General features: G+C 68.8%; 14 protein-coding genes. 11 read left to right on the plus strand and 3 right to left on the minus strand.

Features of this window, described 5'->3' with window-relative positions:
• Nucleotides 1-58: 58 nt before the first annotated feature.
• Both PK98_RS15900 and PK98_RS03490 read right to left on the minus strand, forming a co-directional pair.
• On the minus strand, nucleotides 59-697 hold the full coding sequence (locus tag PK98_RS15900) for a TetR/AcrR family transcriptional regulator (RefSeq protein WP_152608522.1): 639 nt from the start codon (nucleotides 695-697) through the stop codon (nucleotides 59-61).
• A gap of 53 nt (nucleotides 698-750) precedes the next feature.
• On the minus strand, nucleotides 751-1,446 hold the full coding sequence (locus PK98_RS03490) for a GntR family transcriptional regulator (protein ID WP_039094319.1): 696 nt from the start codon (nucleotides 1,444-1,446) through the stop codon (nucleotides 751-753).
• Nucleotides 1,447-1,577: 131 nt separating this feature from the next.
• Here PK98_RS03490 and PK98_RS03495 point away from each other — a divergent pair, with 131 nt between their 5' ends.
• Genes PK98_RS03495 through PK98_RS03545 form a run of 10 tightly spaced genes read left to right on the plus strand, consistent with a single transcriptional unit; the run spans nucleotide 1,578 to nucleotide 16,257 of the window.
• On the plus strand, nucleotides 1,578-4,280 hold the full coding sequence (locus PK98_RS03495; protein WP_161792397.1) for a TonB-dependent receptor domain-containing protein: 2,703 nt from the start codon (nucleotides 1,578-1,580) through the stop codon (nucleotides 4,278-4,280).
• Between the two features lie 14 nt (nucleotides 4,281-4,294).
• Nucleotides 4,295-4,759: a TRAP transporter small permease subunit gene (locus tag PK98_RS03500; RefSeq protein ID WP_039094323.1), complete on the plus strand. Its 465-nt coding sequence runs from the start codon at nucleotides 4,295-4,297 to the stop codon at nucleotides 4,757-4,759.
• Nucleotides 4,756-6,066, plus strand: a complete 1,311-nt coding sequence (locus PK98_RS03505; protein ID WP_039094325.1) for a TRAP transporter large permease — start codon at nucleotides 4,756-4,758, stop codon at nucleotides 6,064-6,066. The genes PK98_RS03500 and PK98_RS03505 overlap by 4 nt, the downstream gene beginning before the upstream one ends.
• 6 nt (nucleotides 6,067-6,072) lie before the next feature.
• Nucleotides 6,073-6,951 (plus strand): hypothetical protein, encoded by an 879-nt coding sequence (locus PK98_RS03510; RefSeq protein WP_081996022.1) that lies wholly within the window; start codon nucleotides 6,073-6,075, stop codon nucleotides 6,949-6,951.
• Entirely contained in the window at nucleotides 6,948-9,032 is a 2,085-nt protein-coding gene (locus PK98_RS03515) for a CaiB/BaiF CoA-transferase family protein (protein WP_039094329.1), read from the plus strand. The genes PK98_RS03510 and PK98_RS03515 overlap by 4 nt, the downstream gene beginning before the upstream one ends.
• Entirely contained in the window at nucleotides 9,029-10,315 is a 1,287-nt protein-coding gene (locus tag PK98_RS03520) for a 2-hydroxyacyl-CoA dehydratase subunit D (RefSeq protein ID WP_039094331.1), read from the plus strand. The genes PK98_RS03515 and PK98_RS03520 overlap by 4 nt, the downstream gene beginning before the upstream one ends.
• Nucleotides 10,312-11,358 carry a TRAP transporter substrate-binding protein DctP gene (dctP, locus tag PK98_RS03525; RefSeq protein ID WP_235425386.1) on the plus strand — a complete coding sequence of 349 codons (1,047 nt, stop codon included), beginning with the start codon at nucleotides 10,312-10,314 and terminating at the stop codon, nucleotides 11,356-11,358. Before PK98_RS03520 ends, dctP begins: the two co-directional genes overlap by 4 nt.
• On the plus strand, nucleotides 11,355-12,557 hold the full coding sequence (locus tag PK98_RS03530) for a CaiB/BaiF CoA transferase family protein (RefSeq protein ID WP_052207983.1): 1,203 nt from the start codon (nucleotides 11,355-11,357) through the stop codon (nucleotides 12,555-12,557). The genes dctP and PK98_RS03530 overlap by 4 nt, the downstream gene beginning before the upstream one ends.
• Nucleotides 12,554-15,145 (plus strand): CocE/NonD family hydrolase, encoded by a 2,592-nt coding sequence (locus PK98_RS03535; protein WP_235425387.1) that lies wholly within the window; start codon nucleotides 12,554-12,556, stop codon nucleotides 15,143-15,145. The genes PK98_RS03530 and PK98_RS03535 overlap by 4 nt, the downstream gene beginning before the upstream one ends.
• Before the next feature lie 11 nt (nucleotides 15,146-15,156).
• On the plus strand, nucleotides 15,157-16,257 hold the full coding sequence (locus PK98_RS03545; protein ID WP_039094333.1) for a CapA family protein: 1,101 nt from the start codon (nucleotides 15,157-15,159) through the stop codon (nucleotides 16,255-16,257).
• Between the two features lie 15 nt (nucleotides 16,258-16,272).
• Here the strand turns inward: PK98_RS03545 and PK98_RS03550 are convergent, their stop codons facing one another.
• Nucleotides 16,273-18,366 (minus strand): right-handed parallel beta-helix repeat-containing protein, encoded by a 2,094-nt coding sequence (locus tag PK98_RS03550; protein ID WP_039096190.1) that lies wholly within the window; start codon nucleotides 18,364-18,366, stop codon nucleotides 16,273-16,275.
• A 255-nt stretch (nucleotides 18,367-18,621) separates the two neighbouring features.
• Between PK98_RS03550 and PK98_RS03555 the strand changes: the two genes are divergently transcribed.
• Entirely contained in the window at nucleotides 18,622-21,651 is a 3,030-nt protein-coding gene (locus PK98_RS03555; RefSeq protein WP_081996023.1) for a glycosyl hydrolase family 28-related protein, read from the plus strand.
• Nucleotides 21,652-21,687 lie beyond the last annotated feature (36 nt).

The following is a 21,687-nucleotide window of genomic DNA, read 5'->3' on the forward strand; positions in this document are numbered from 1 at the left end:
TATGATATGCATTACTGTCAGCGATGACAATAGTGCGGCGTGGATGGCGTACGCGGATTTACGGGACCTGAGCCTGTTTTGCCGAGGCCGCGATCCGGCCACGCACCAGATCGGCGGTCAGGCGTTCGCGCATGAATGTCCGCGACAGTCCCAGCGAGTCCGTCAGGCTGTCGCCGATGAGCGATGATCCAAGGGCAGTGATGACGATGTTGCCGATAATCGGCGGCAGGTCGTCACGTCCGAGAACGGCCCCGGCCGGCTCCCCGTCGAACAGCTCCGCCGGGAGGCGGCTGAAACGATCGTACAAAGGGGCGAGGTGCGCGCTGTTCTGCGCCGCAAGCCAGGCGATCAGGCGGCCGGATCCGCTCTGTTCGAAGGTATCGAACACTAGATCCACCAGATCCGCTTCCCGGATCACACCCTTGCGCAGGCTGTCGGTTCCGCTTCGCACCGCCATGATCAGGTCGGCGATCAAGGTATCGGCAAGCGCGGCCTGGAGATTGGCGGCCGTGCCGAAATGGTGGGTGATGTTGCCGTGGGCCATCTTCAGCTCACCCGCCACGCTCTGCAGCGTGATGGCGGCCGGACCGTCAGCCAGCAGGATCTGGCGGGCGGCCATGATGGCTTCGCGGCGAAGTTCCTCCGGCTGGCGGCGCCGCCTTCGCCTGGGAACGTCATCTACCTGCATCACCGACAATATCCGTGCCCGGCCCGGTCCTGTCAACGACACCGGCCGGTCGGATCAACCTGTCACACGGGATTGACCTCGTCCTCCTCGTGAATGGCATGGTCTAGGCCCGTCAGGAAGCGATAGCCGTTCAGGATGTGCTGGCGCATCGCAGCATCGGCGGCGTCCACATCCCCGGCGGTGATCGCGTGCAGGATGCGGCGATGGTCGGCGATGGCTTCGTTCAGCCGGTCGCCCCGGTAGAAGGTGCCGAACAGCAGCCGGTGGACCGGCGTATTCAGCCGCTTGACCATGTCGGCCAGCACGAGGTTGCCGGACACGTCCATGATGAAGGCGTGCCAGCGCGCATTCAGCCGGCCGAAGCGTTCGGGCGCATGATCCTGCGGGCACTGCTCCATCTCGATCGTCATGTCGGCCAGAATCCGGCGTTCCGCCGCGCTGGACCGCCGGGTGAAGTCGGCGGCGCAGATGCCTTCCACGGCCGCGCGTGCCAGGTAGAGCTGGCGCACCTCGTCCATCGATGCGCCGCGCACGGTGGCACCGCGGAACTCCTCGATGTCGATCAGCCCCTCTGCCGCGAGCCGCTGCAAGGCCTCGCGCACCTTGAAGCGGCTGCCGCCGGTCTGGCGGATGATGTCCACCTCCACCAGGCGTTGCCCGGGCACGAAGCGGCTGGCGCTGATCTGGCGGCGGATCCAGTCGGCGATCTCGACAGCGGGCGGACCCTTGCGGGCGAGGGCAGCAGCAGCGTCTTCCATGCTGCTGGTTCATGCCGGCACAGCGGATTGTCAACAATATTGTAGGCGAGATTCCGGTTGCCGCAATCGTGCGACTGGCAGAACCATGCCGGCGTGAGAGGCCACAAGGCCCGCGTTCACGGGAGTTGGACATGTCTGGAAGAGTGGCACGCGCCCGTGGGCGCATCATGCTGGCTGCAAGCTCGCTGGCGATCCTGGCCGGGGGTCAGGCGCAGGCGCAACAGGTCGCCGGGGCGGGCGAGATCGCGCGTGACGATCAGGCGACCGCCGCCGAGCCGGAGATCGTGGTGACGGGCAGCCGCATCGCCACCGGCACGCCGGTCGGCGCCACCGCGACGGTGCTGGGCCGGCAGGACATCGTGGCGTCGGGCGCGGTCACCATCGACCGGGTGATCCGCGAACTGCCGCAGGTGTTCGACCTGGGTGTCTCGGAAAACTCCCGCGCGCAATCGGGCGGGTCGGGCAACATCGTCTATGGCAACACGATCAACCTGCGCGGCATCGGCCCCTATGCGACGCTGGTGCTGATCGACGGGCACCGGGTGGTGAACAACAGCCGCTCCGTCGATCCGTCCGTCCTGCCGACCCTGGGCGTGGAGCGGGTCGAGGTGGTGGCGAACGGCGCCAGCGCGATCTACGGCAGCGATGCGGTGGCCGGCGTGGTCAACCTGATCCCGCGACGACGGCTGGACGGGGTGGAGGCCTTCGCCCGCTACAACACCGCCACGCAGGGCGGGTGGGACGAATGGGCCGCCGGCGCGGCGTTCGGCACCGTGTTCGAGGGCGGGCAGCTGATGGTCGCCTACGAACATGTGGAACGCTCGCGGCTGAGCGGCGACGATCGCGATTACTTCACCAGCGATCAGCGACGGTTCGGCGGCAATGACTACCGGGTCACCAATTGTGCGCCCGGCACGCTGTTCATCGGCAACACCAGCTATGCCCTGCCGGCCCAGTATACGCCGGCCAATGCCGGCGCGATCACGCCGGGGACCAGCAATCTGTGCGAGGGCAATCCCGGCCAGGACCTGATCCCGCAGCAGAAGTACGATTCGGTGAACGCCACCGCATCGCTGGCGGTGACCGACGGGCTCGAGCTGAAGGTCGACGGGTTCTATTCGCGGCGGGAATTCGACCGGATCCCGAACGCCATCGGCAGCCGGTTGACGGTACCGCAGACGAACGCCTTCTTCGTGCGTCCGCCGGGCTTCACCGGCACCAGCTACAATCTCGGCTACAGCTTCATCAACGACGCGCCGCTCGATACCTCGTCCGGCTTCGCCGAAAGCTGGCAGGTGTCGCCCAGCGTCGAGGTGTCGTTGCCGTATCAGTGGTCGCTGGATGCACTGATCAGCTATGGCGAGACGCGCGACTATTCCGGGTCCACCCGCGGGGTCGACAATGCGGCGCTGAATGCCGCGCTGGCCAGCAGCAACCCCGCCACCGCCTTCGACCCCTATGGTCTGGGCCGCACGCAGCAGGGCGTGCTGGACAACATCTTCGACCAGGTCTTCCTGGCGCCTACCAACGGGAAGCTGCTGTTCATGGAAGCCGGCATCAGCGGGCCCCTGTTCACCCTGCCCGGCGGGGAGGTGAAGCTGGCGCTGGGATACGAGCGGCAGGATTTCGAGGTCGCGCTGGGCAACGGGCGCGGCGCCGCGACCAACCCGATCGTGTTCCGCGAGTTCGGCCGCACGGTCGATTCCGGCTATGCCGAGCTGCTGGTCCCGCTGTTCGGGCCGGACAACGCCACCGGCGGCATCCGGTCGCTGGACCTGACCGCGGCCGTCCGGCACGACAAGTACAGCGATGCCGGCAACACCACCAATCCGCAGTTCGGCATCGACTGGGAGCCGATCGAGGACGTTAAGCTGCGCGCCAGCTACGGCACGTCGTTCCGGGCGCCGACCATTCCGGAAATCTACGGCAACAGCAACGCGCTGTTCGGCCAGCAATACCAGAACCCGGCCGGCGGGGCGCCGCTCCTCGGCTATACGCTGGCGGGTCCGAACCTGGATCTGGGGCCGGAAACGGCCACCACCTGGTCCGTCGGCGCGGATGTCGATCCGACCGACAGCCTGCGCCTGTCGGTCACCTATTTCAGCGTCGAGTACGAGAATCAGGTGATCGGCCTGCTGTCCAACCTGGGCCTGCTGGCGCAGGAAGCCCAGTATGCCGGAACGCCCGTGATCTTCCGCGGACAGGCCGCGCGCGACCGCGTGGCCGCGGCGCTGGCGGCGGGCCTGCCGGTGCTGAACCAGCCGATCCCCGGGGGCGACATCAACAATGTGAACCTGTTCGTGGACGGGCGCGGGCTCAATCTGGGGCGCTCCGTCACCCGCGGGATCGACTTCAACGCCAGCTGGTCGACCGAGCTGGGGCCGGACGACCGGGTCGGGCTGAACCTGTCGGGTACCTACCTGACGGAATACAGCGTGGCCGTGGCGCCGGAGGCGGATCTGGTGAGCCAGCTGAACGTGATCTTCCAGCCGCTGCGGTTCCGCGGGCGCTTCGTCGCGACATGGGATCACGGGCCGTTCACCTTCCGCACGCTTGCAACCCATGTCGGCGGCTATACCAACAACCAGATCCAGCCGTCGCAGCAGGTGGAGGCGTTCACCCCGGTGGACCTGACGCTGACCTGGCGGGTACGCGAAAGCTATGCCCGGGTGCCCGGCGGGCTGGAACTGACGGCGGAGGTGCGCAACCTGTTCGATGATGATCCGCCATTCGTGAACATCGCCCCGTCCGGCAATGGCAGCGGCGGCTATGACGCGACCGCCGCCAACCCGATCGGCCGGCAGGTGGCGATCAGCGCCCGTGTCAGCTTCTGAACGCCGGTGACGCGATGACGAACCTGCTGAAAGGGGCGACGATCGTGGGCGGCATGGCCCTGCTGGCCGCCACCGCGGTCGACACGCTGGCGGTGATCGGCCGCAATATCGGCCTGCCGCTGAACGGTTCGATCGAGCTGATGCAGGCGGTGGTGCTGGTGTCCGGCGCGCTCAGCCTGGTGATTGCCGCGATCGAGGGCAGCCATGCCCATGTCAGCCTGGTGGTGGACCGGCTGCCCCCGGCAGGGCAGGCCTGGGCGGCGCGGCTGGCCACGGCGCTGACCCTGCTGTTCTTCCTGGCGCTGCTGGCGGGATCGCTGTGGCTGCAGTTCGACCTGTGGCACGCGCATGAGCAGAGCGAGATCATCGGCGTGCCGTGGCGCGTGCTGCGGCTGGTCGCCAATACCTGCCTGGTGCTGACCCTGCTGGTGCTGCTGCGGCGGCTGTTTGCCGGCCCCGTGCGCGAGGAGGGCGCATGATCTGGGCGACCCCTGCTACCGGCCTGGTCGGCATCATCATTCTGCTGGTGCTGCTGCTGGCAGGCGGGCGGATCGGCGCCGTGCTGGGGTTGGTGGGCCTGGGCGGGATGGTGCTGCTGCTCGGCTGGGAGGCCGCGGTGATCAAGGCCGGCGTCATCATGCTCGACACGCTGACCCGGTACGAACTGGGCACCTTGCCGCTGTTCCTGTTCATGGCGCACATCTTCTTTTCCATCGATGCCAGCCGCGACCTGTTCGAGGCGGCCGCACGGATGCTGGGCCATCGCCGCGGCGGGCTGGCCTACGCCTCCATCGCGGGATGCGCCGGGTTCGGCACCATCAACGGGTCCAGCCTGGCCACCACCGCGACCGTGGGTCTGGTCGCCTATCCGGAGATGCGCCAGCGCGGGTACGACCCGGGACTGGCCACCGGCACCATCGCGGCCGGCGGCACGCTGGGGCAGATGATCCCGCCATCCGGCGCGCTGATCGTGTTCGGCATCATCGCCGAAACCTCCATCGGATCGCTGTTCACCGCCGCGATCATCCCCGGCATCACCCAGGCGCTGTTCTATGCGCTGGTGGTGTGGATCCTGGTGCGCCTGAAGCCCGAACTGGCCCCGGCCGGCGAACGCGTGCCGTGGCGCGAGCGGCTGCCGGCACTGGCGCGGATCTGGGAGATCGTGGTGCTGATCAGCTTCGTGATCGGCGGGATCTCCGTGGGGTGGATCAGCCCGTCCGAAGCGGCGGCGATCGGCGCGGCGGGCGCGCTGCTGGTGGCGGCCATGCGCCGCAAGCTCACCTGGGCCAGCCTGCAGGTCGCGTTTCAGGAAACGCTGCGCACCACCGGGCTGATCTACCTCATCATCATCGGCGCACTGATCTTTTCGGTCTTCGTGGCGCTGACCGGCCTGGCGGATGCGGCGGGCAGCGCGATGCAGGGGCTGGGGCTGGGGCAGTTCGGCACGCTGGTGCTGATCGCGCTGTTTCTGCTGCTGCTGGGATCGGTGCTGGACGGGCTGGCGCTGATGCTGCTGACCACGCCCATCCTGCTGCCCATCGTGGAGGCGACCGGCCTGTCCGCCATCTGGTTCGGCGTGTTCCTGACCCGGGCAATGGAGATCGGCTTCGTGCATCCGCCGCTCGGCATGAACCTGTACATCATGCAGGGCGTGGCCAAGGACGTGTCGATCACCCGCATCTTCCGCGGCGTGCTGCCGTTCCTGGCCAGCGATTTCGTCCACCTCATCCTGCTGATCCTGTTTCCGGCAATCATCCTGTGGCTGCCGTCCGTGCTGGGAGCCTGACCGATCATGATCGCCATAGCCGGTCCCGACATCCCGCGAGAATTGCTGATCGCCTCCGGCCGCGACGCAGGGCCGGTGCGGTTCGATCCCGACCGCGCACCGGGCCGCGCGGCCGACTGGCTGGAAAGCAAGTTCGCGCCCTGGGCCATGCCGGTCCTCGATGCCTGGGCGGAAGGCGCCTATGACGGGCTGGAGGCGGTGCTGTTCAGCCGGTCCGACGATACGTCGCAGCGATTGTACTATTACCTGTGCGAGTTGCAGCGGCTGGGCCGGATCGCCGGGCCGGAGCCGCTGCTGCTGGACAGCGCCCGTATCCCGCGCCCCGCCAGCCTGGCACGCACCGTCGAGCGGTTGCGCGTGCTGGTGCAGCGGCTGGGCATCGCCGACGCCGCGCTGGAGGCCGCCATCGCGCGCACCAATGCGGAGCGGGGCGCCGGACCAGCGGCGGACGATCGACCGGCCTGCCTGCTGACCGGCACCGCCCCGCCGGACGGACGCCTGCACGCCGTGATCGCCGATGCCGGCTTCCGCCCGGTGGGGCAGACGCTGGCCGAAGCATGGTGCGATCGGGGTGCGCCGGTGGCGGAGGGCAGCGGCGATCCGGTCGCGGCGCTGGGCCGCTGGATGCACGAGCGGCCCGATGGACCGCGCGGCTTCCGCGATCCCGTCGCGTCCCTCGCCGCCGGGATCGCACAGGCGCAGGCACGCGCCGTGGTGCTGTGGCGGGTGGAAGAGGACGAGGCGCAATGCTGGCACCTGCCGCAGGAGCGGGCGGCGCTGGCGCAGGCGGGCGTGCCGGCGCTGGTCCTGACCCGGCGCGACTGGCGCGGACGGGACGGCGCGGGCGCGGAGATCGCCGGCTTTCTTCAGGGAATTGCAGCATGAAGCTTCTCGATGGTCACCGCGTGGCGGTGCTCGGCACCATGGCCGACCGGCCGCTGGCCCGCTATCTCGCGTCGCTCGGCGCGGAGCTGGGCGGTCCGGTGGAGGGGGCCTCCTTCGTTATCGACGATCTGGGCCGCGCAGCCACTGCCGACCTGGCGATCGGCGCGGAGGCGGTGCATGTCTCGGTCACGCCGTTCGGTTCGGACGGGCCACGCAGCGAGTGGCGCGCGGGCGAGCTGGTCGCCTCCGCCACCGGGGGCGCGCTGCGGCTGACGGGGCGGCCGGGCGAAATGCCGGTGAAGGAAGCGGGCGATGCCTGCACCTTCCATGCGGAGATGGTCGCGGCTGCCGGTGCGATGGCCGCCCATTTCGCGCGCGGCACGCATGGCCGGGGGCAGCATGTCGATGTCTCGATCCAGCAGGTGGCGATGAGCCGCAACGTCAACGGCATCCTGGTGTGGCAGTTCGACCGCCGCAAGCTGGACCGGGCGGGCGGCTGCATCGCCTATGGCCGCGCCCGGGTGCAGGTGATCTGGCGGCTGGCGGATGGCTGGTGCTTCCACGCGCTGATGACGGGCCGGCTGGGTGCGCCCGCCAACCGTGCGCTGGCACAATGGATGGACGAGGCGGGCGGCGCCAACCCGCTGCGGGATGTGGACTGGCTGGCCTATAACCGTTCCACCCTGCCGGCGGAGGTGCGGGCCGAGTGGGAGAGCGCCATGGCCGCCTTCTTCGCCACCCGCACCAAGGCGGACATCGCGGGCGAGGGGCGCCGGCGCGGCATCAATGCCTGCGTGGTCAACGAACCGGCCGACGTGCTGGCCGACCCGCATCTGGCCGCGCGCGGCTTCCTCGACACGGCGGACGGGCTGCCCGAACGCTTCGCCATGGTCCGTCCCGGCAGCATTGCCGGCGCGCCGGCGATCCATGCGGGCGATCGCCCGGGGCCGCTGTCGGGCGTGAAGGTGCTGGACTTCGCCTGGGCACTGGTCGGCTCCATCACCACCAAGACACTGGGCGACCTTGGCGCGGAAGTGGTGAAGATCGAGACGCGCAACCGGCCCGATCTCGCCCGGCTGGACCTGCAGGTCTCCGCCTCGCAAGCCGGCAATCTGGATGACAAGCCGTGGTTCGCGCATCTCAATACCTCCAAGCGGAGCCTCACGCTCGACCTGAAGCAGGCCGATGCCCGCCGTGTGCTGGACCCGCTGATCCGGTGGGCGGACGTGGTGGTGGAGAACTTCTCCCCCGGCACGATGGACCGGCTGGGGTTGGGCTATGATGCGCTGGCAGCGGCGCGGCCGGGGCTGGTGATGGTGTCCGGCAGCGTGTTCGGCCAGACCGGTCCGCTGGCGCAGGAATGGGGCGTGGACGGGACCGGCGGCGCGCTGTCCGGCCGCACCTTCCTGACCGGCTGGCCGAACGAGGACCCGGTGATCCCGGGCGCGGTACCCTATGGCGACGTGATCGTGCCGTTCGTGATGGCCGGGCATGTCGCGGCGGCCTTGCAGCACCGGCGAGAGACCGGGCGTGGCTGTCACATCGACGCTTCCATGTACGAGATCTGCGTGCAGCAGATGCGCGATGCGCTGGCCCTGGCACGGGCGGGGCAGGTGCCGCAGCGCACCGGCAATGCCGATCCTGCGGTGTTCTTCCAGGGCGTGTTCCCCGCGGCCGGTGACGATCGCTGGGTGGCGATCAGCACCTTCGACGCAGCGGAGCGCGACCGGTTGCTGGCGATCACCGGCGGCGACATCGCCGGCTGGACCGCCGCCCGCGCCGACCATGCCATCGCCGCGCAACTGCAGTCCGCCGGCATCGCCGCGGGCGTGCTGCAGGACAGCGAGGACCTGATCGAGCATGATCCGCAGATGGCCGGGCGCGGCGCGCTGGTCACCCTGGACCATCCGCTGCTGGGCCCGTTCGGCCATGTGGCGACGCCCATCCGGTTTTCCCGTGACGTGCCGCAGCCGTTCCGCGCCCCGATGATGGGCGAGCACAGCCACCAGGTCGCCCGCGACATTGCCGGGCTGGATCCGGACATGATCGCCCGCCTGGACCAAGCCGGAGTCTTCCATTGAGCACCTCCGCCAATCAGCGCAGCCGCAAGACCCTGGCCTGCACCGGGGAAGCCACCGCGTACCAGAAGGCCTTCGGGCAGGAGCTGCGCCGCCGGGTGGTGGACGAGCAGGAGCCGTTCGCCATCGCGCAGGCCGACACCCCGCACGAGATCTTCCATGCGATGGACATCCCCATCGTCTCCAACCAATGGTGGTCGGCCTACATCTCCGCCAAGCAGCTGTCGGGCCGGTATTTCGATGCCATGGTGGAGAAGGGCTACCCCGCGAACAGCTGCAAGTACTGCTCGCTCGGCCTCGCCTGCACGCTGGCGAAGGATCCCGCCAGCGCGCCCTGGGGCGGACTGCCGCGCCCGACGGTGCTGGTCGCCCGGCTGACCTGCGACTGCATCCAGCACGTCTTCGGCCTGTGGGCCAGGGAGCTGGACACGGAGTTCTTCGCGATGGAAGCGCCCGCGTGGGAGCACAAGGAGGCCGACTGGTTCCGCCATTCGCACGACCAGTGGGAACGCGTGTACCAGCCCGACCGCATCGCCCACATGGTGGCCGAGATGCGCGACCTGATCAGCCTGCTGGAACAGCGCACCGGCCGCCGGTTCGACGAGGCGAAGTTCCATCACCTGATGGAGCGCATAAACGAACAGGAAGGTTACATCTGGGAAGCCGCACAGGCAATCGGCGCCGCGCGGCCGAGCCCGGTGTCCATCGCCGACCAGATGCCCAACACCATGATCCCGCAATGGCATCGCGGATCCGACTGGGCGGTGGCCCATGCGCGCAAGTTCCGCGACGAGGTGCTGGAGCGGATCGCGCAGGGCGGCGGCGCCGGCAGCAACGAGAAGCTGCGCCTGATGTGGATCGGTGCCGGCGTGTGGCACGATCCCGGCTTCTACCAGGCGCTGGAGGAGCGGATGGGGGCGGTGTTCGTGTGGTCGATGTACATGCCCTTCGCCGGGCCGGCCTATATCCGCGAGCTGCAGGGGCGGCCGATGGAGGCGCTGGCCAGCCGCATCGCCTCCATGAACGAGACGCTGCACCTGCCGCCATGGATGAGCGGATGGATGCGGGCGGAGGCGGAACGCTGCGGCATCGATGCCGCGGTGATCCTGCTGCCGCCGGACAATCGCCTGTCGCAGTCAGGCACCAAGCTGACGGCGGCGGCGCTGGAGGAAGCCGGCATTCCCGTGCTGATGATCGGCGCCGACATGGTCGATGCCAATATCTGGGACCATGACCGGATGGTCGGCATGGTGGCAGGGTTCCTGCAGGACCGGGTGGCCGCATGATGCCGCTGCGCACCTGGCTGGCGCTGCTGCTGGCCCCGCTGCTGGCACTGGCCGGTTGCGCGAAGCCGCTGCCCGCCGGCGTGACCGAGCTGACCTATGCCAGTCCCTATCCACCGTCGCACCCGTTCAGCCGCGCCGACCGGGTGTGGATGGACCATGTGGCGCAGCAATCGAACGGGCGGCTGCGCATCCGCCCGGTATGGTCGGGTGCGCTGATGTCGGCCGACATGTCGATGGAGGAGCTGCGCCACGGCGTGGCCGACATCGCGCTGATCAGCCCGATCTATTCCCGCGGCGGCACGCATCTGCTGCGCACGCAGACCGGGTTCTACAAGGGCGCGCAATCGATCGAGAGCCAGATGGCGCTGTATCATTGCCTCGCCCGGTCAGAGCCGGAGATCGGCCGGGAGCTGCACGGGCTGAAGGTACTGGCGGCGCAAGGCGGGCTGCTGCCGGGGATCATGATCCGCGGGCGTGCGGTCCGCAGCCTGGACGATCTGCGCGGCCTGCGCATCCGTGCACCGACGGAGCTGCTGTCGGTGCTGGGCAGCTTCGGCGCCGACCCGGTGCTGATGCCCATGGGGGAGGTCTACTCGCAGCTGGCCAAGGGCGTGCTGGACGGCGTTGTCTCCAGCCCGGACTCCTATAAGGCGCTGCACCTGTCCGAAGTGACCGATTACTATTTCGCGCTGGAGATACCGCGCGGCGCCTACCCGGCGCGGGCTATGGGCGACGATCGCTGGCACCGGCTGGAGCCATGGCAGCGCGACATCCTGGCGGCCAGCACGCCGGTCTGGGAACGCGCCATCGCCGATGCGATCTACACCTCGCTGGAGGCCGGGCTGGAGGACAGCCGCGGCAAGGTGCAGGTGTTCCAGCCCAGCGCGGCCGACCAGCAGCGGTTCGAGGACGTGTACCAGCGTGACAATCTGCGCACTGCGCGGGACGCGCGGCGGTGGGGCATCGATGGCGAGGCGGTGTTCCGGCGGGCACAGGCCAGCCTGCCCGGCGATGATCGCGTCGTGTGTGGAGGTGCAGCATGATCGACCCAGCTTCGCAGCCGCTCAGCGGCATCCGGGTGGCCGATTTCAGCCATGTCATGGCCGGCCCCTTCGCCAGCCACCTGCTGCGGCTGATGGGGGCGGAGGTCATCAAGATTGAATCCACCAGGGGCGACGGGTTCCGCAATTACGGGGCCGACCGGCAGTTCGACGGCATGAGCCCGGCCTTCATCGCGGCCAATGTCGGCAAGAAGAGCATCGCGCTGGACCTGAAGGACCCGGCCGACCGGGCCATCGCGCAGGGGATCGTCACGCGCAGCGACGTGCTGCTGGAAAACTTCCGCCCCGGCGTGATCGGCCGGTTGGGTTTCGGGTACGAGACCGTGCGCGAATGGCGCCCCGACATCGTGTTCTGTTCCGTCTCCGGCTATGGCCAGCATGGGCCCCAGCGGGACTGGCCCGCGATCGACAACATCGTGCAGGCGACCAGCGGCATGATGATGCTGAGCGGCGCGGAGGGCGATCCGCCGGTGCGCGTGGGCTTTCCCATCGTCGACACGCTGACCGGGCAGACCGCCGCCGTGGCGATCCTGGGCGCGCTGCTGCAGCGGGAACGGACCGGGCAGGGTGCCTATATCGATGTCGCCATGCTGGACGCCGCCATGGCGTTCATGACCAGCGCGCTGACCCCGTTCCTGGTCACCGGCAGCACGCTGAAGCGGCTGGGCAATACCGGCTATAGCGAATTGCCGACCGCCGCCCTGTTCGCCACGGGTGACGGCCGGCAGGTGTCGCTGGGCGTGGTGCAGGACAACCAGTTCGCCGCGCTGGCCCGGGCGCTGGGACGGGAGGAGTGGCTGGCCGACCCGCGCTTCGCCACTGCGGATGCCCGGCGCACCCATTTCGATGCGATGCATGATGAGCTGTCGCGCATCTTCGCCACGCGTCCTGCCGCCCGGTGGGAAGCGGAGCTCAGCGCGGCCGGCATTCCGTGCGGCATGGTGCGGCAGGTGGGCGAGGCGGCCGCATTGTGCCGTCCGGGCGCGCTGCTGGACCTGACGATCGACCAGTTGCCCGACAACCCCCATGTCGCGGTGCCGAATGCCGGCTTCCACATGGAACCGGGCGCACCCGGCACGGACCAGCCGCCACCCCGGATCGACCAGCACCGGCAGGAGATCCTGGACTGGCTCGCCAGCGACGACCCCGGGCCCGAAGCTTCAGGCGGAGACGACAGATGAGGATCGGTATCCTGGCGGCAGCCATCGCCCTGGTGGTGGCGCCCGGCACACGGGCGCAGCAGGCCGAGGCGGACTATCCCGATTACCGGCGTGAATCGCTGTACGTCCCCGTGCGCGACGGCACCCGGCTGGCGGTGAACATCTACCGGCCCGCCAATGGCGCGACGGTGGAGCAGGGCCAGCTGCCGGTGATCTTCGCCTTCACCCCGTACCGCGCGCGGTTTCGTGACGAGGACGGCAAGGTGGAGGAGGCCGCGCTGGGCGACAATCTGGCGCTGCGGTCGCTGCTGCGTGCCGGCTATGTCGTGGCGGTGGCCGACATCCGGGGCAAGGGCGCATCCTTCGGACATCGCCGCGGGTTCCAGGACCGGACGGAAGCGCAGGACGGGCACGATCTGGTGCAATGGCTGGCGGCGCAGCCTTATACCACCGGCAAGGTCGGGATGATCGGCTGTTCCTACCTGGGCGGCAGCACCATGCACACCGCGACCACCGTGCCGCCCGCGCTGAAGGCGGTGTTCATCGGCGCGACCGACTGGGACAAGTACGATTTCGTGCGCCGGGGCGGCATCACCGCGCAGTTCAACACCCGCCCGGACGAGCCGCTGGCGGTCGATCTCGCCAGCATCCCGGTGGACGCCGACAGCGATGGCAGCGAGCTGCGCGCCGCAGTGGCCGAGCATGCCGCCAACACCTCAATGTCCGGGCTGTGGTACGGCATGCCGTATCGCGACAGCATCTCCGACCTCACCGGCAATGCCTTCTGGGACGAGGTTGCCGCATGGAAATACGCCGGTGCGATCCGCGATGCCGGCATCGCCACCTATTTCTGGAGCAACTGGAAGGACGAGCCGACCAGCCAGGTGCTGGTCGCGGCGGAGAACATCGGCAGCAACGTGCTGGTCGGTCCCGGCAGCCATTGCGTGCCGCCGCCGGGCTTCGACTTCACCGGGGAGGTCGTCCGATACTTCGATCATGAACTGAAAGGGGCAGCCAACGGCTTCGACACGCAGCCGCGTGCCACCTGGTGGTCGGACAAGGGGGCGGCTGGGGGCGAGTATGTCACCGGGCCGGACGTGCCCGGTACGGATGCGCTGCCGCTGTCCCTCTACCTGGCGGAAGGCAACAACCTGGCCCCGCGTCCGGGCACCGCAGGCGCTGATGCGATGACGGTCGATTACGATGTAGCCAACGACAGCTATTTCGCCTTCTGGCCCGAGCCGCTGGACGAGCACGGTATCGTCTATACCTCCGCGCCGCTGGCCGCGGTGGTCGATCTGCTCGGCTACCCCGTCGCGCATGTGGCGCTGACGGTGGACAAGCCCGATGCGCAGGTCTTCGCCTATCTGGAGGAGGTCGCGGCGGATGGCACGGTGTCCGTGCTGTCCTTCGGCCGGCTGCAACTGTCGCACCGTGCCACGCAGGCGCCGCCGTGGGATAATCTGGGCCTGCCCTGGCATAGCGGACGGCAGGCGGACACCGCGCCCCTGCCGGATGGCGAGGTCGCGCGCCTGTCCATCGCCATGATGCCGCTGTCACGCCGGCTGGAGGCGGGCAGCCGGGTGCGGTTCGTCGTCACCGGGGCCGATCCGCGCCAGCGCAACCTGGCGGATATGGTGCAGGCGCCGGCACCTGTGCTGACGCTGCAGCGCGGGTGGGAGGCGGGATCCCGCATCGACCTGCCGCTGCTGTCCGCCCAGGATGTCACCGGGGCCGGATCGCCGGCCGGTCCGGCAAGGCAGATCGGTGCCGCGGCCGGTCGCGGTTCCAGCCCGGCCATTGCCGAGGCGCGGGCGGATGCACCCGGCTACACCTTCTATCGTCCGCAGACCTTGCCGGACACGCCGATGCCGGTGGTGCTGTGGGGCAATGGCGGCTGCCGCGACAACGGCCTGTCCGCCAGCCATGCGCTGCGGGAATTTGCCAGTCACGGCTATCTGGTGATCGCCAACGGCCGGCCCGGAGAGGAGCAGCCTGTCCTCGACCGGTTGCCGCAGGAACGGACCGGTCCTGCAAGCCCGCCAGCGCCAGGCGAACGTGCACCGGACGAGACCAGCGTCGCGCAAATGCTGGCCGGTCTGGACTGGGCGGCCAGGGCCAATGCCGATCCGGCCGATCCGCTGCATGGCCGGATCGATACGGATCGCGTGGCGGTGATGGGGCACAGTTGCGGCGGGCTGCAGGCGCTGTCTGCCGGCGCCGATCCGCGGGTCGATACGGTGGTGGCGTTCGGCAGCGGGGTATACAACCGGGCCGGCAGCGGGATCAGCGGGGTCGCGATCGACAAGGCCGACCTCGCCAGATTGCACACGCCGGTCGCCTACATCCTGGGCGGGCCGACGGACATCGCCTATCCCAACGGGACCGACGATTTCCGACGGATCGACCATGTGCCGGTCGTGCTGATGAACTACCCCGTGGGGCATGGCGGCACTTTTGCGCTGGCCGATGGCGGCGAATGGGCGCGGGCCGGGGCCGCGTGGCTCGACTGGCAGCTGAAGGGCGATGCCACGGCCGCGCGGGCCTTTGCCGGGGAGGACTGCACCTTCTGCACCGCGGAAGGCTGGATGATCGACCGCAAGCTGTGACCCGTGACCGTATGACCGAGCTGCTGCTGGCCGGCGACCTGGTGCTGGACGAGCCGGATGCGGCCTACTGGCTGGGCGGCATCGCCCCGGCGTTGCGCCGCGCGGACCTGGCCATCGCGCATCTGGAGGTGCCGCATACCGGTCGCGGCAAGGAGATGGTCGGCGATGTGCCCGCGCCCGGTGCCCCGCCCGGAAACCTGCCGGCCATCGCCGATGCCGGCATTGCCATGCTGAGCCTGGCCGGCAACCACATGAGCGATTGCGGGCCGGACGGCATCGCGGACACGATCGCCGGACTGGATGGCCTGGGGATCGCCCATGCCGGCGCGGGGCCGAACCTGGCCGCCGCCCGCCAGCCGGCCATCGCGGAGCGTGCCGGCCGGCGGATCGCGCTGCTGAGCTACAATTGTGTGGGCCCCGAGTTCGGCTGGGCAGGCGACGATGCCGCGGGGTCGGCCTATCTGCGGATCGACACGGCGGACGGATCGACCATCACGCCGATCGCGCCGCTGGCGCGGGTCAGCGAGGAGGCGCTGGAGATGCTGGCGGCCGACGTCGCTGCCGTGCGCCCGCTGGCCAATCTGGTGCTGGTCGCGCTGCACAAGGGGATCGTCCATGTGCCGGCCCGCTTGGCGTCGTACGAACGGCCGCTGGCGCATGCGGCGATCGATGCCGGCGCGGATGCGGTGATCGGGCACCATGCGCATATCGTGCGCGGGATCGAGTTCCATGGGGGCCGGCCGATCTTCCACGGTCTGGGGAATGGCTGCGTCGTCACCGATGCGCTCAGCCCGGGGCAGGACCATCCTGCACGCGCCGCCTGGGCGCAGCGGCGCAAGCAGCTGTTCGGGTTCGAACCTGACCCCGCCTACACGCTGGCGCCGTTCCATCCGGAGGCGGTCAACGCCTTCATCGGGCGGTTGCTGTGGCATCCTGACGGCCGATTGCAGGCCGGTATCGTGCCTGTCCATGTGGAGGCGCCCGGTCGGCCGGTGCTGGCCGACGGCGCACGGGCGCGGGCGATTGCCGACTATCTGGAACAGATCACCCGCGCGGCGGGCCTGCCACCGATCCGGATCGACGGCGACTTCATGGTCGGGCCTGCTGGATAGCTCCGCCGCCTGCGATCATTCGGCGGCTGCCGGCTGGATCCCGCTGCGGGCGATCACCTGCTGCGCCGCATCCGGCCAGGCATCGCCGCGGACCGCGACATTGTCCTGCGCCCAGTTGTTCAGGTACTCGGTCCAGCTGCCCTGAAGGCGGCCGGAATTGTACCAGTTGCCGGTCGCGACATTGTCCATGGCCGTGCGTCTGGGCGCCAGGTGATCCTGCGAATTGAGGTTCAGCCACACGCCGCCGACATCGTCGATGACGTTGTTGCGCACCGTCACATGGCGCGATCCTTCATCCAGGTAGATCGCGATGCCGCCGGAACCCTGCACGTCGGAAATGTAGTTGCCCGCGATCAGCGCGCCCGGATCGGCCGACAGGTGGTAGATGGCGCCGCCATCCGGGAACCACTGCTTCACCTTCGACACGCGATTGCCCATGATGACGGTGTCGCGCAGCGTGGTCGGCGTATCGTAGACGCGGTTTTCCGGAACATCGTAATAGCCGCGCTGCTGTCGCCAGTATTCCGGGCTGCCGCCGGGATCGTTCGTGCCCCAGCCCCAGCCGACGTCGATCCCGTCATAGGGGGTATCCGACACGTCGTTGTTCAGGATCAGCGTTCCCGAGGCGTAGGTGACAAGGATCGCCGACTGTTCCTTGTAGTCGTGCGAGATGCCGGAGATGCGGTTGTTGCGGATCAGGATGTCGCGCAGCGCCATCTCCGGGCGGGACGGGTGATGTGCGTCCGGACGGGTGCCACCAACCATGATCGCGCCGCCCGCCAGATCGGCAAAGGTGTTGCCGGTCACCTCGATCGCCGCGGTGCCCAGGCCGATGCCGCTGTCGTTCGCATCGGCATTGTTGCCGATCCCCAGCGCCACCTGGCCCAGCTGTCCGAAGCGGTTGTCGTCGAAGATCACGCGCGTCGCGGCGGCGACCTGCACCGCGGCGGGCTGCTGGTTCCAGCGGTTGCGCATCACCTCGAACGCGCGGCACCCCCAGCTGCAATCCCTGATCGGATCCGCCGGATAATCGACCAGGTCGCCGGCCAGATAGGCGCCGCTCTGCTGGCTGGCATAGCCTTCCGGCCCGGACGGTTGCAGCCAGCTGGTGTGGCGGAACGCCAGGCCCCGGAAGTGCAGGTCGCGCACCGGGCGGTCATAGGTGCCGGAGATCGAGACCAGCCGTTCCAGCCGGGGCAGGACCACTTCGGCGCTGCGCATGTCCTGCCCGGCGACAGGCTTGTAGTAGAGAATGCCTGCCGCCGGATCGGCATACCACTGACCCGGTTCCCGCAGGAAGGCGAGGGCGTTGACCAGGAACATGCGCGCAACCTCGACGGCGACCGGGCGGGCGAAGGTGTCGTAGCCGACCAGATTGTTGCGCCAGCCCGGCTGCTGCATGACGATGCGGTCCCGCTCGATCCGTTCGACCATGGCATGGCGGTGCGTGAACCAGCTCATCCCCTCGATCTCGATCCGGCTCTGGTCGGGCAGTTCGGACAGCGTGCTCCAGGCCGGGTCCTTGATCGTCAGGCCCCAGGGATGAAACTCCACCGCCGCGCGCGGCATCTCGATACTGGCGCGACGTGCCAGGTGGCCGTCGACGGTCAGCTGTCGCGGATCGCTGCCGCGCGGCATGGGTGCCGACCAGATGCCGCGTGCTGCATCCGCCAGCTGCCATCCGGTTACCGGCACGCCGCCCGACAGCAGCGGATAGGCACCCGGTTCGCCCTCCCACCGGACCGTCGAACCGTTCTGTCCGCCATCCTCCGCGCCGAAGCGCAGAGGGGCGGCCAGATTGTAGGTGCCCGCGGCCACCCGGACTGTCACGTCGTGATCGCGGTTGAGCCGGCGCACCGCCGCCTGCGCGCGTTCGAAGGTCGCGAACGGGCGCTCGGCGGATCCGTCACCCGCGTCCGATCCGCTGGCGGACAGATGCAGCACCACCGGGGTCGGCACCGGACGATTGGGGATGACCACACGGTGGCGCTCCGGCTCGACATGAGGCGGCGCCACCGGGATCGCCGGGAACGGCCCCAGCTGCGCGGCAGCGGGAGCGGAGATGGCCGCTGATAGCGCCAGCAGCGCGACATACCTGATCCTGGCCATCATCCTCTCCCAAGGCATTGTGCGACTTCGTTCCGAGCGAACCCGATCCACTCTACCGTAGATCATACATCATACAATAATTTGTCCATTAGACTTCGGCAATCTTGACCGACGGACGATAAGCACTGGTCTTCCATGCCATGGTTACGTTAACAATGCCATGAGGTGATCGCCAGCAGCAGAGCTGCCGCCGAGATGGTCATCCATGATCAGAGGGAAGGATGCAGCATGATTGCAGTCGTCAGGCGTACCGCCATGACATGGGTTCAGGCGGGCCGGTCCTTGCGGCACATCCTGCTGGCCATGGTGCCCGTCATGCTGTTCGCAGGAAGCTTGGCGTCCGCTGCGGCACCTTCGCGTTCGGTCTACCAGGCCATGCCGCAGGACCCCGCCGCCATCGTGGTGCAAGGTGTCGGCGACGGGCGGGCCGACGACACCGCCGCATTGCAGCAGGCGATCGATGCAGCCGCTGCCGAGGGCGCCGGCGCCATCGTGTTCGTGCCGGAGGGCCGCTATCGCCTGACCCGGACGTTGCTGCTCCGCTCGGGCGTCAGGGTGTTCGGCGTCGGGCGCCGACGGCCCGTCTTCGTGCTGGCGGAGCGCACGCCCGGCTTCGGCGAGGGCGTGGCAGCGATGGTCAGCTTCACTGGCGAGGACCAGTTCCGCTCCGGTCGGCCGGCCGTTCCACCGCGCACGACGGTGCCGTTCGACCCGACCATCTTCGACGGCACGCAGACGACGTTCTATTCGGCTCTGTCCAACGTGGATTTCGATATCGGCGAGGGCAATCAGGGCGCTGTCGCCGTCCGCTTCCGCGTCGCGCAGCATGCCTTCCTGCGGCATGTCGACATGCGGCTCGGCAGCGCATTCGCCGGCGTCTACCATGTGGGCAACGAGGTGGAGAACGTGCGCTTCTTCGGCGGACGGTATGGCATCGTGGCGGAAAAGACCGCGCCGACCTGGCCGTTCACCCTGATCGACAGCCACTTTGAAGGGCAGCAGGTCGCCGGCATCCGTGAACACGAGGCTGTGCTGACGCTGGTCAACGTCATGTTCCGCGACATGCCGGTGGGGATCGAGATCGACCGCGGCTATTCCGACATGGTGTGGGGCAAGGATGTCCGCTTTGCGAATGTGAGCGATGCAGGGATCGTCATCTCGATGGAGGACAGCACCTTCACGCAGGTCGGGTTCGAGAATGCCGCGGCGTCGGCCACGCCGGTCTTCGCGCGCCTGAGGGAGAGCGGACGGACCTTTGCCGGCGTGGGCGACCATTACGAGGTGCGCCGGTTTTCGCACGGTCTTGCCGTCGCGGCGCTGGGGGAAACCGGCACGAAGCAGTCGGTGTTCGACGCGGTGCCGGTCCGCCGCGCTGTCGCACCGCGCCCGCCCGCCATCCGCGCCTTGCCGCCCGTCAGGGAATGGGTCAGCGTCCGCGATCTTGGCGTCGCGGGCGACGACCGGACGGACGACACGGCGGCGCTGCAGCGTGCGATCGACACGCACCGCGTCCTCTACATGCCCACGGGCCGGTACCGGGTGACACGGCCGATCCGGCTGCGTGCCGATACGGTGCTGATCGCGCTGCATCCCGACACGACGCAGCTCTACCTGCCGGATGAAGCCGCCGCCTATGCCGGCATCGGCGATCCGGTCCCGTTGCTGGAAAGCGCGCGCGGGGGTGCGGCCATCGTGTCCGGGCTCGGCCTGTGGACCGGTGGCATCAATCCGCGTGCCACCGCGCTGCTATGGCGCAGCGGCGCGCGATCCATGGTCAACGACGTGCGCATCCATGGCCCGGTCGTGCGGGTGAACGGCACCGCGACCGGTGCCACGGACCCTGCCGCACGCCCGGACGGGCAGCAGGCCAGCATCTGGGTCACCGATGGCGGGGGCGGGACCTTTGCCGCCATCTGGTCGCCCAACACGCTGTCCTCCTCCGGCTTCCATGTCTCGGACACGGATACGTCCGGCCATGTCTACGGGCTGTCGGCCGAACATCATTACCGCCACGAGATCGTGCTGCGCAACGTGGCCAACTGGGAGTTCCTGGGCGCGCAGACAGAGCAGGAGGCGCGCGACGGCCCCAACGCCTTCTCGATCGAGCTGAGCGATGTGCGCAACATCCTGCTGGCCAATTATCGCGCCTATCGCGTCACCCGTTCGATCAAGCCGGTCGAAACTGCGGTGCGGCTGTTCGGGTCCAACGACGTGCGGTTCCGCAACGTGCACATCAATGCGGAAAGCGGCTTCTCGACCTGCGACGAGGACGGCTGCGGCACCTTTGCCCGGGCGAGCAAGTTCCCGTTCGACAATGCGATGATCGACGCGGCGACCGGCCGCGCGCTGCGGGAGCGTCAGTTCGGCGCGCTGGACATCGGACCGGCGGCGGTGCTTGCGCCCGAACAGCGGGTGCCGGCGGTATCGACAGGGGTGCGGAAGCTGGCTGACGGCTTCTATTCCGCCGGTGGCGGGGCGGTGGACGCCAAGGGCAACCTGTTCTTCATCGACCGGTTCTTCCATCGCATCTACAGCTGGTCCACGTCCGGCGGGCTGCGCATCGTCACCGATCCACCGCTCGATCCGGTAAACCTCGCCGTCGATGGTGGCGGCAGGCTGATGGTGCTGTCGTCCGAGGGGGCCGGGGGCACGGTCTACAGCATCGATCCGGCGGCGCCCGACCGGGTGCAGGTGATCGCACCGACACCGGCGGCCGCCGCGCCGGGGGCCATGACGCTGCAGCCCGGCAATCTGTGGGCGAATGGCGAGTTCGCCGACCAGATCGATTTCGCCACCTACGAGTTTCCGCCGCTGGCGCAGTTCTTCGCGGACAAGCTGGGTGCGGCCAAGCCGATGGAATATGCCTCGCCGGACGGATCGCTGCGGCTGCCGGCCTATCGGGTGTGGGCGCAAGGCGGCAGCGACCATCGCGGCTGGCGCTGGTCGGACCCGCTGGACGCGTATAGCCTGGTGGGGGCACAGGCGGGCGAGCGGATCGTGCTGACCAATTCGTCGGAAAACCGGACCTATGAAGGGCTGATAGCCGGGGAGGGCCGCGTCACCGAGCTGAAGGTACTGGCCGAACGTGGCGGCGAGAGTGCGGTACGGGCGGCAGACGGCACGCTCTATGTCGCGAACGGGCAGGTCTTCGTCTATTCCGCCGACGGCACATTGCTGCGGCGTATCGACGTTCCGGAACGTCCCTTGCAGCTCCTGCTGGGCGGTGCCGACCGGCGCACCCTGTACATCATCAGCCATCACAGCCTGCACGCCTTGCCGCTGTGAGCGCCGTCCGGACAAAACTGCCACGCCGGCTTTCGC

It is taken from the genome of Croceibacterium mercuriale, assembly GCF_000802385.1.
GTDB lineage: Bacteria > Pseudomonadota > Alphaproteobacteria > Sphingomonadales > Sphingomonadaceae > Croceibacterium > Croceibacterium mercuriale.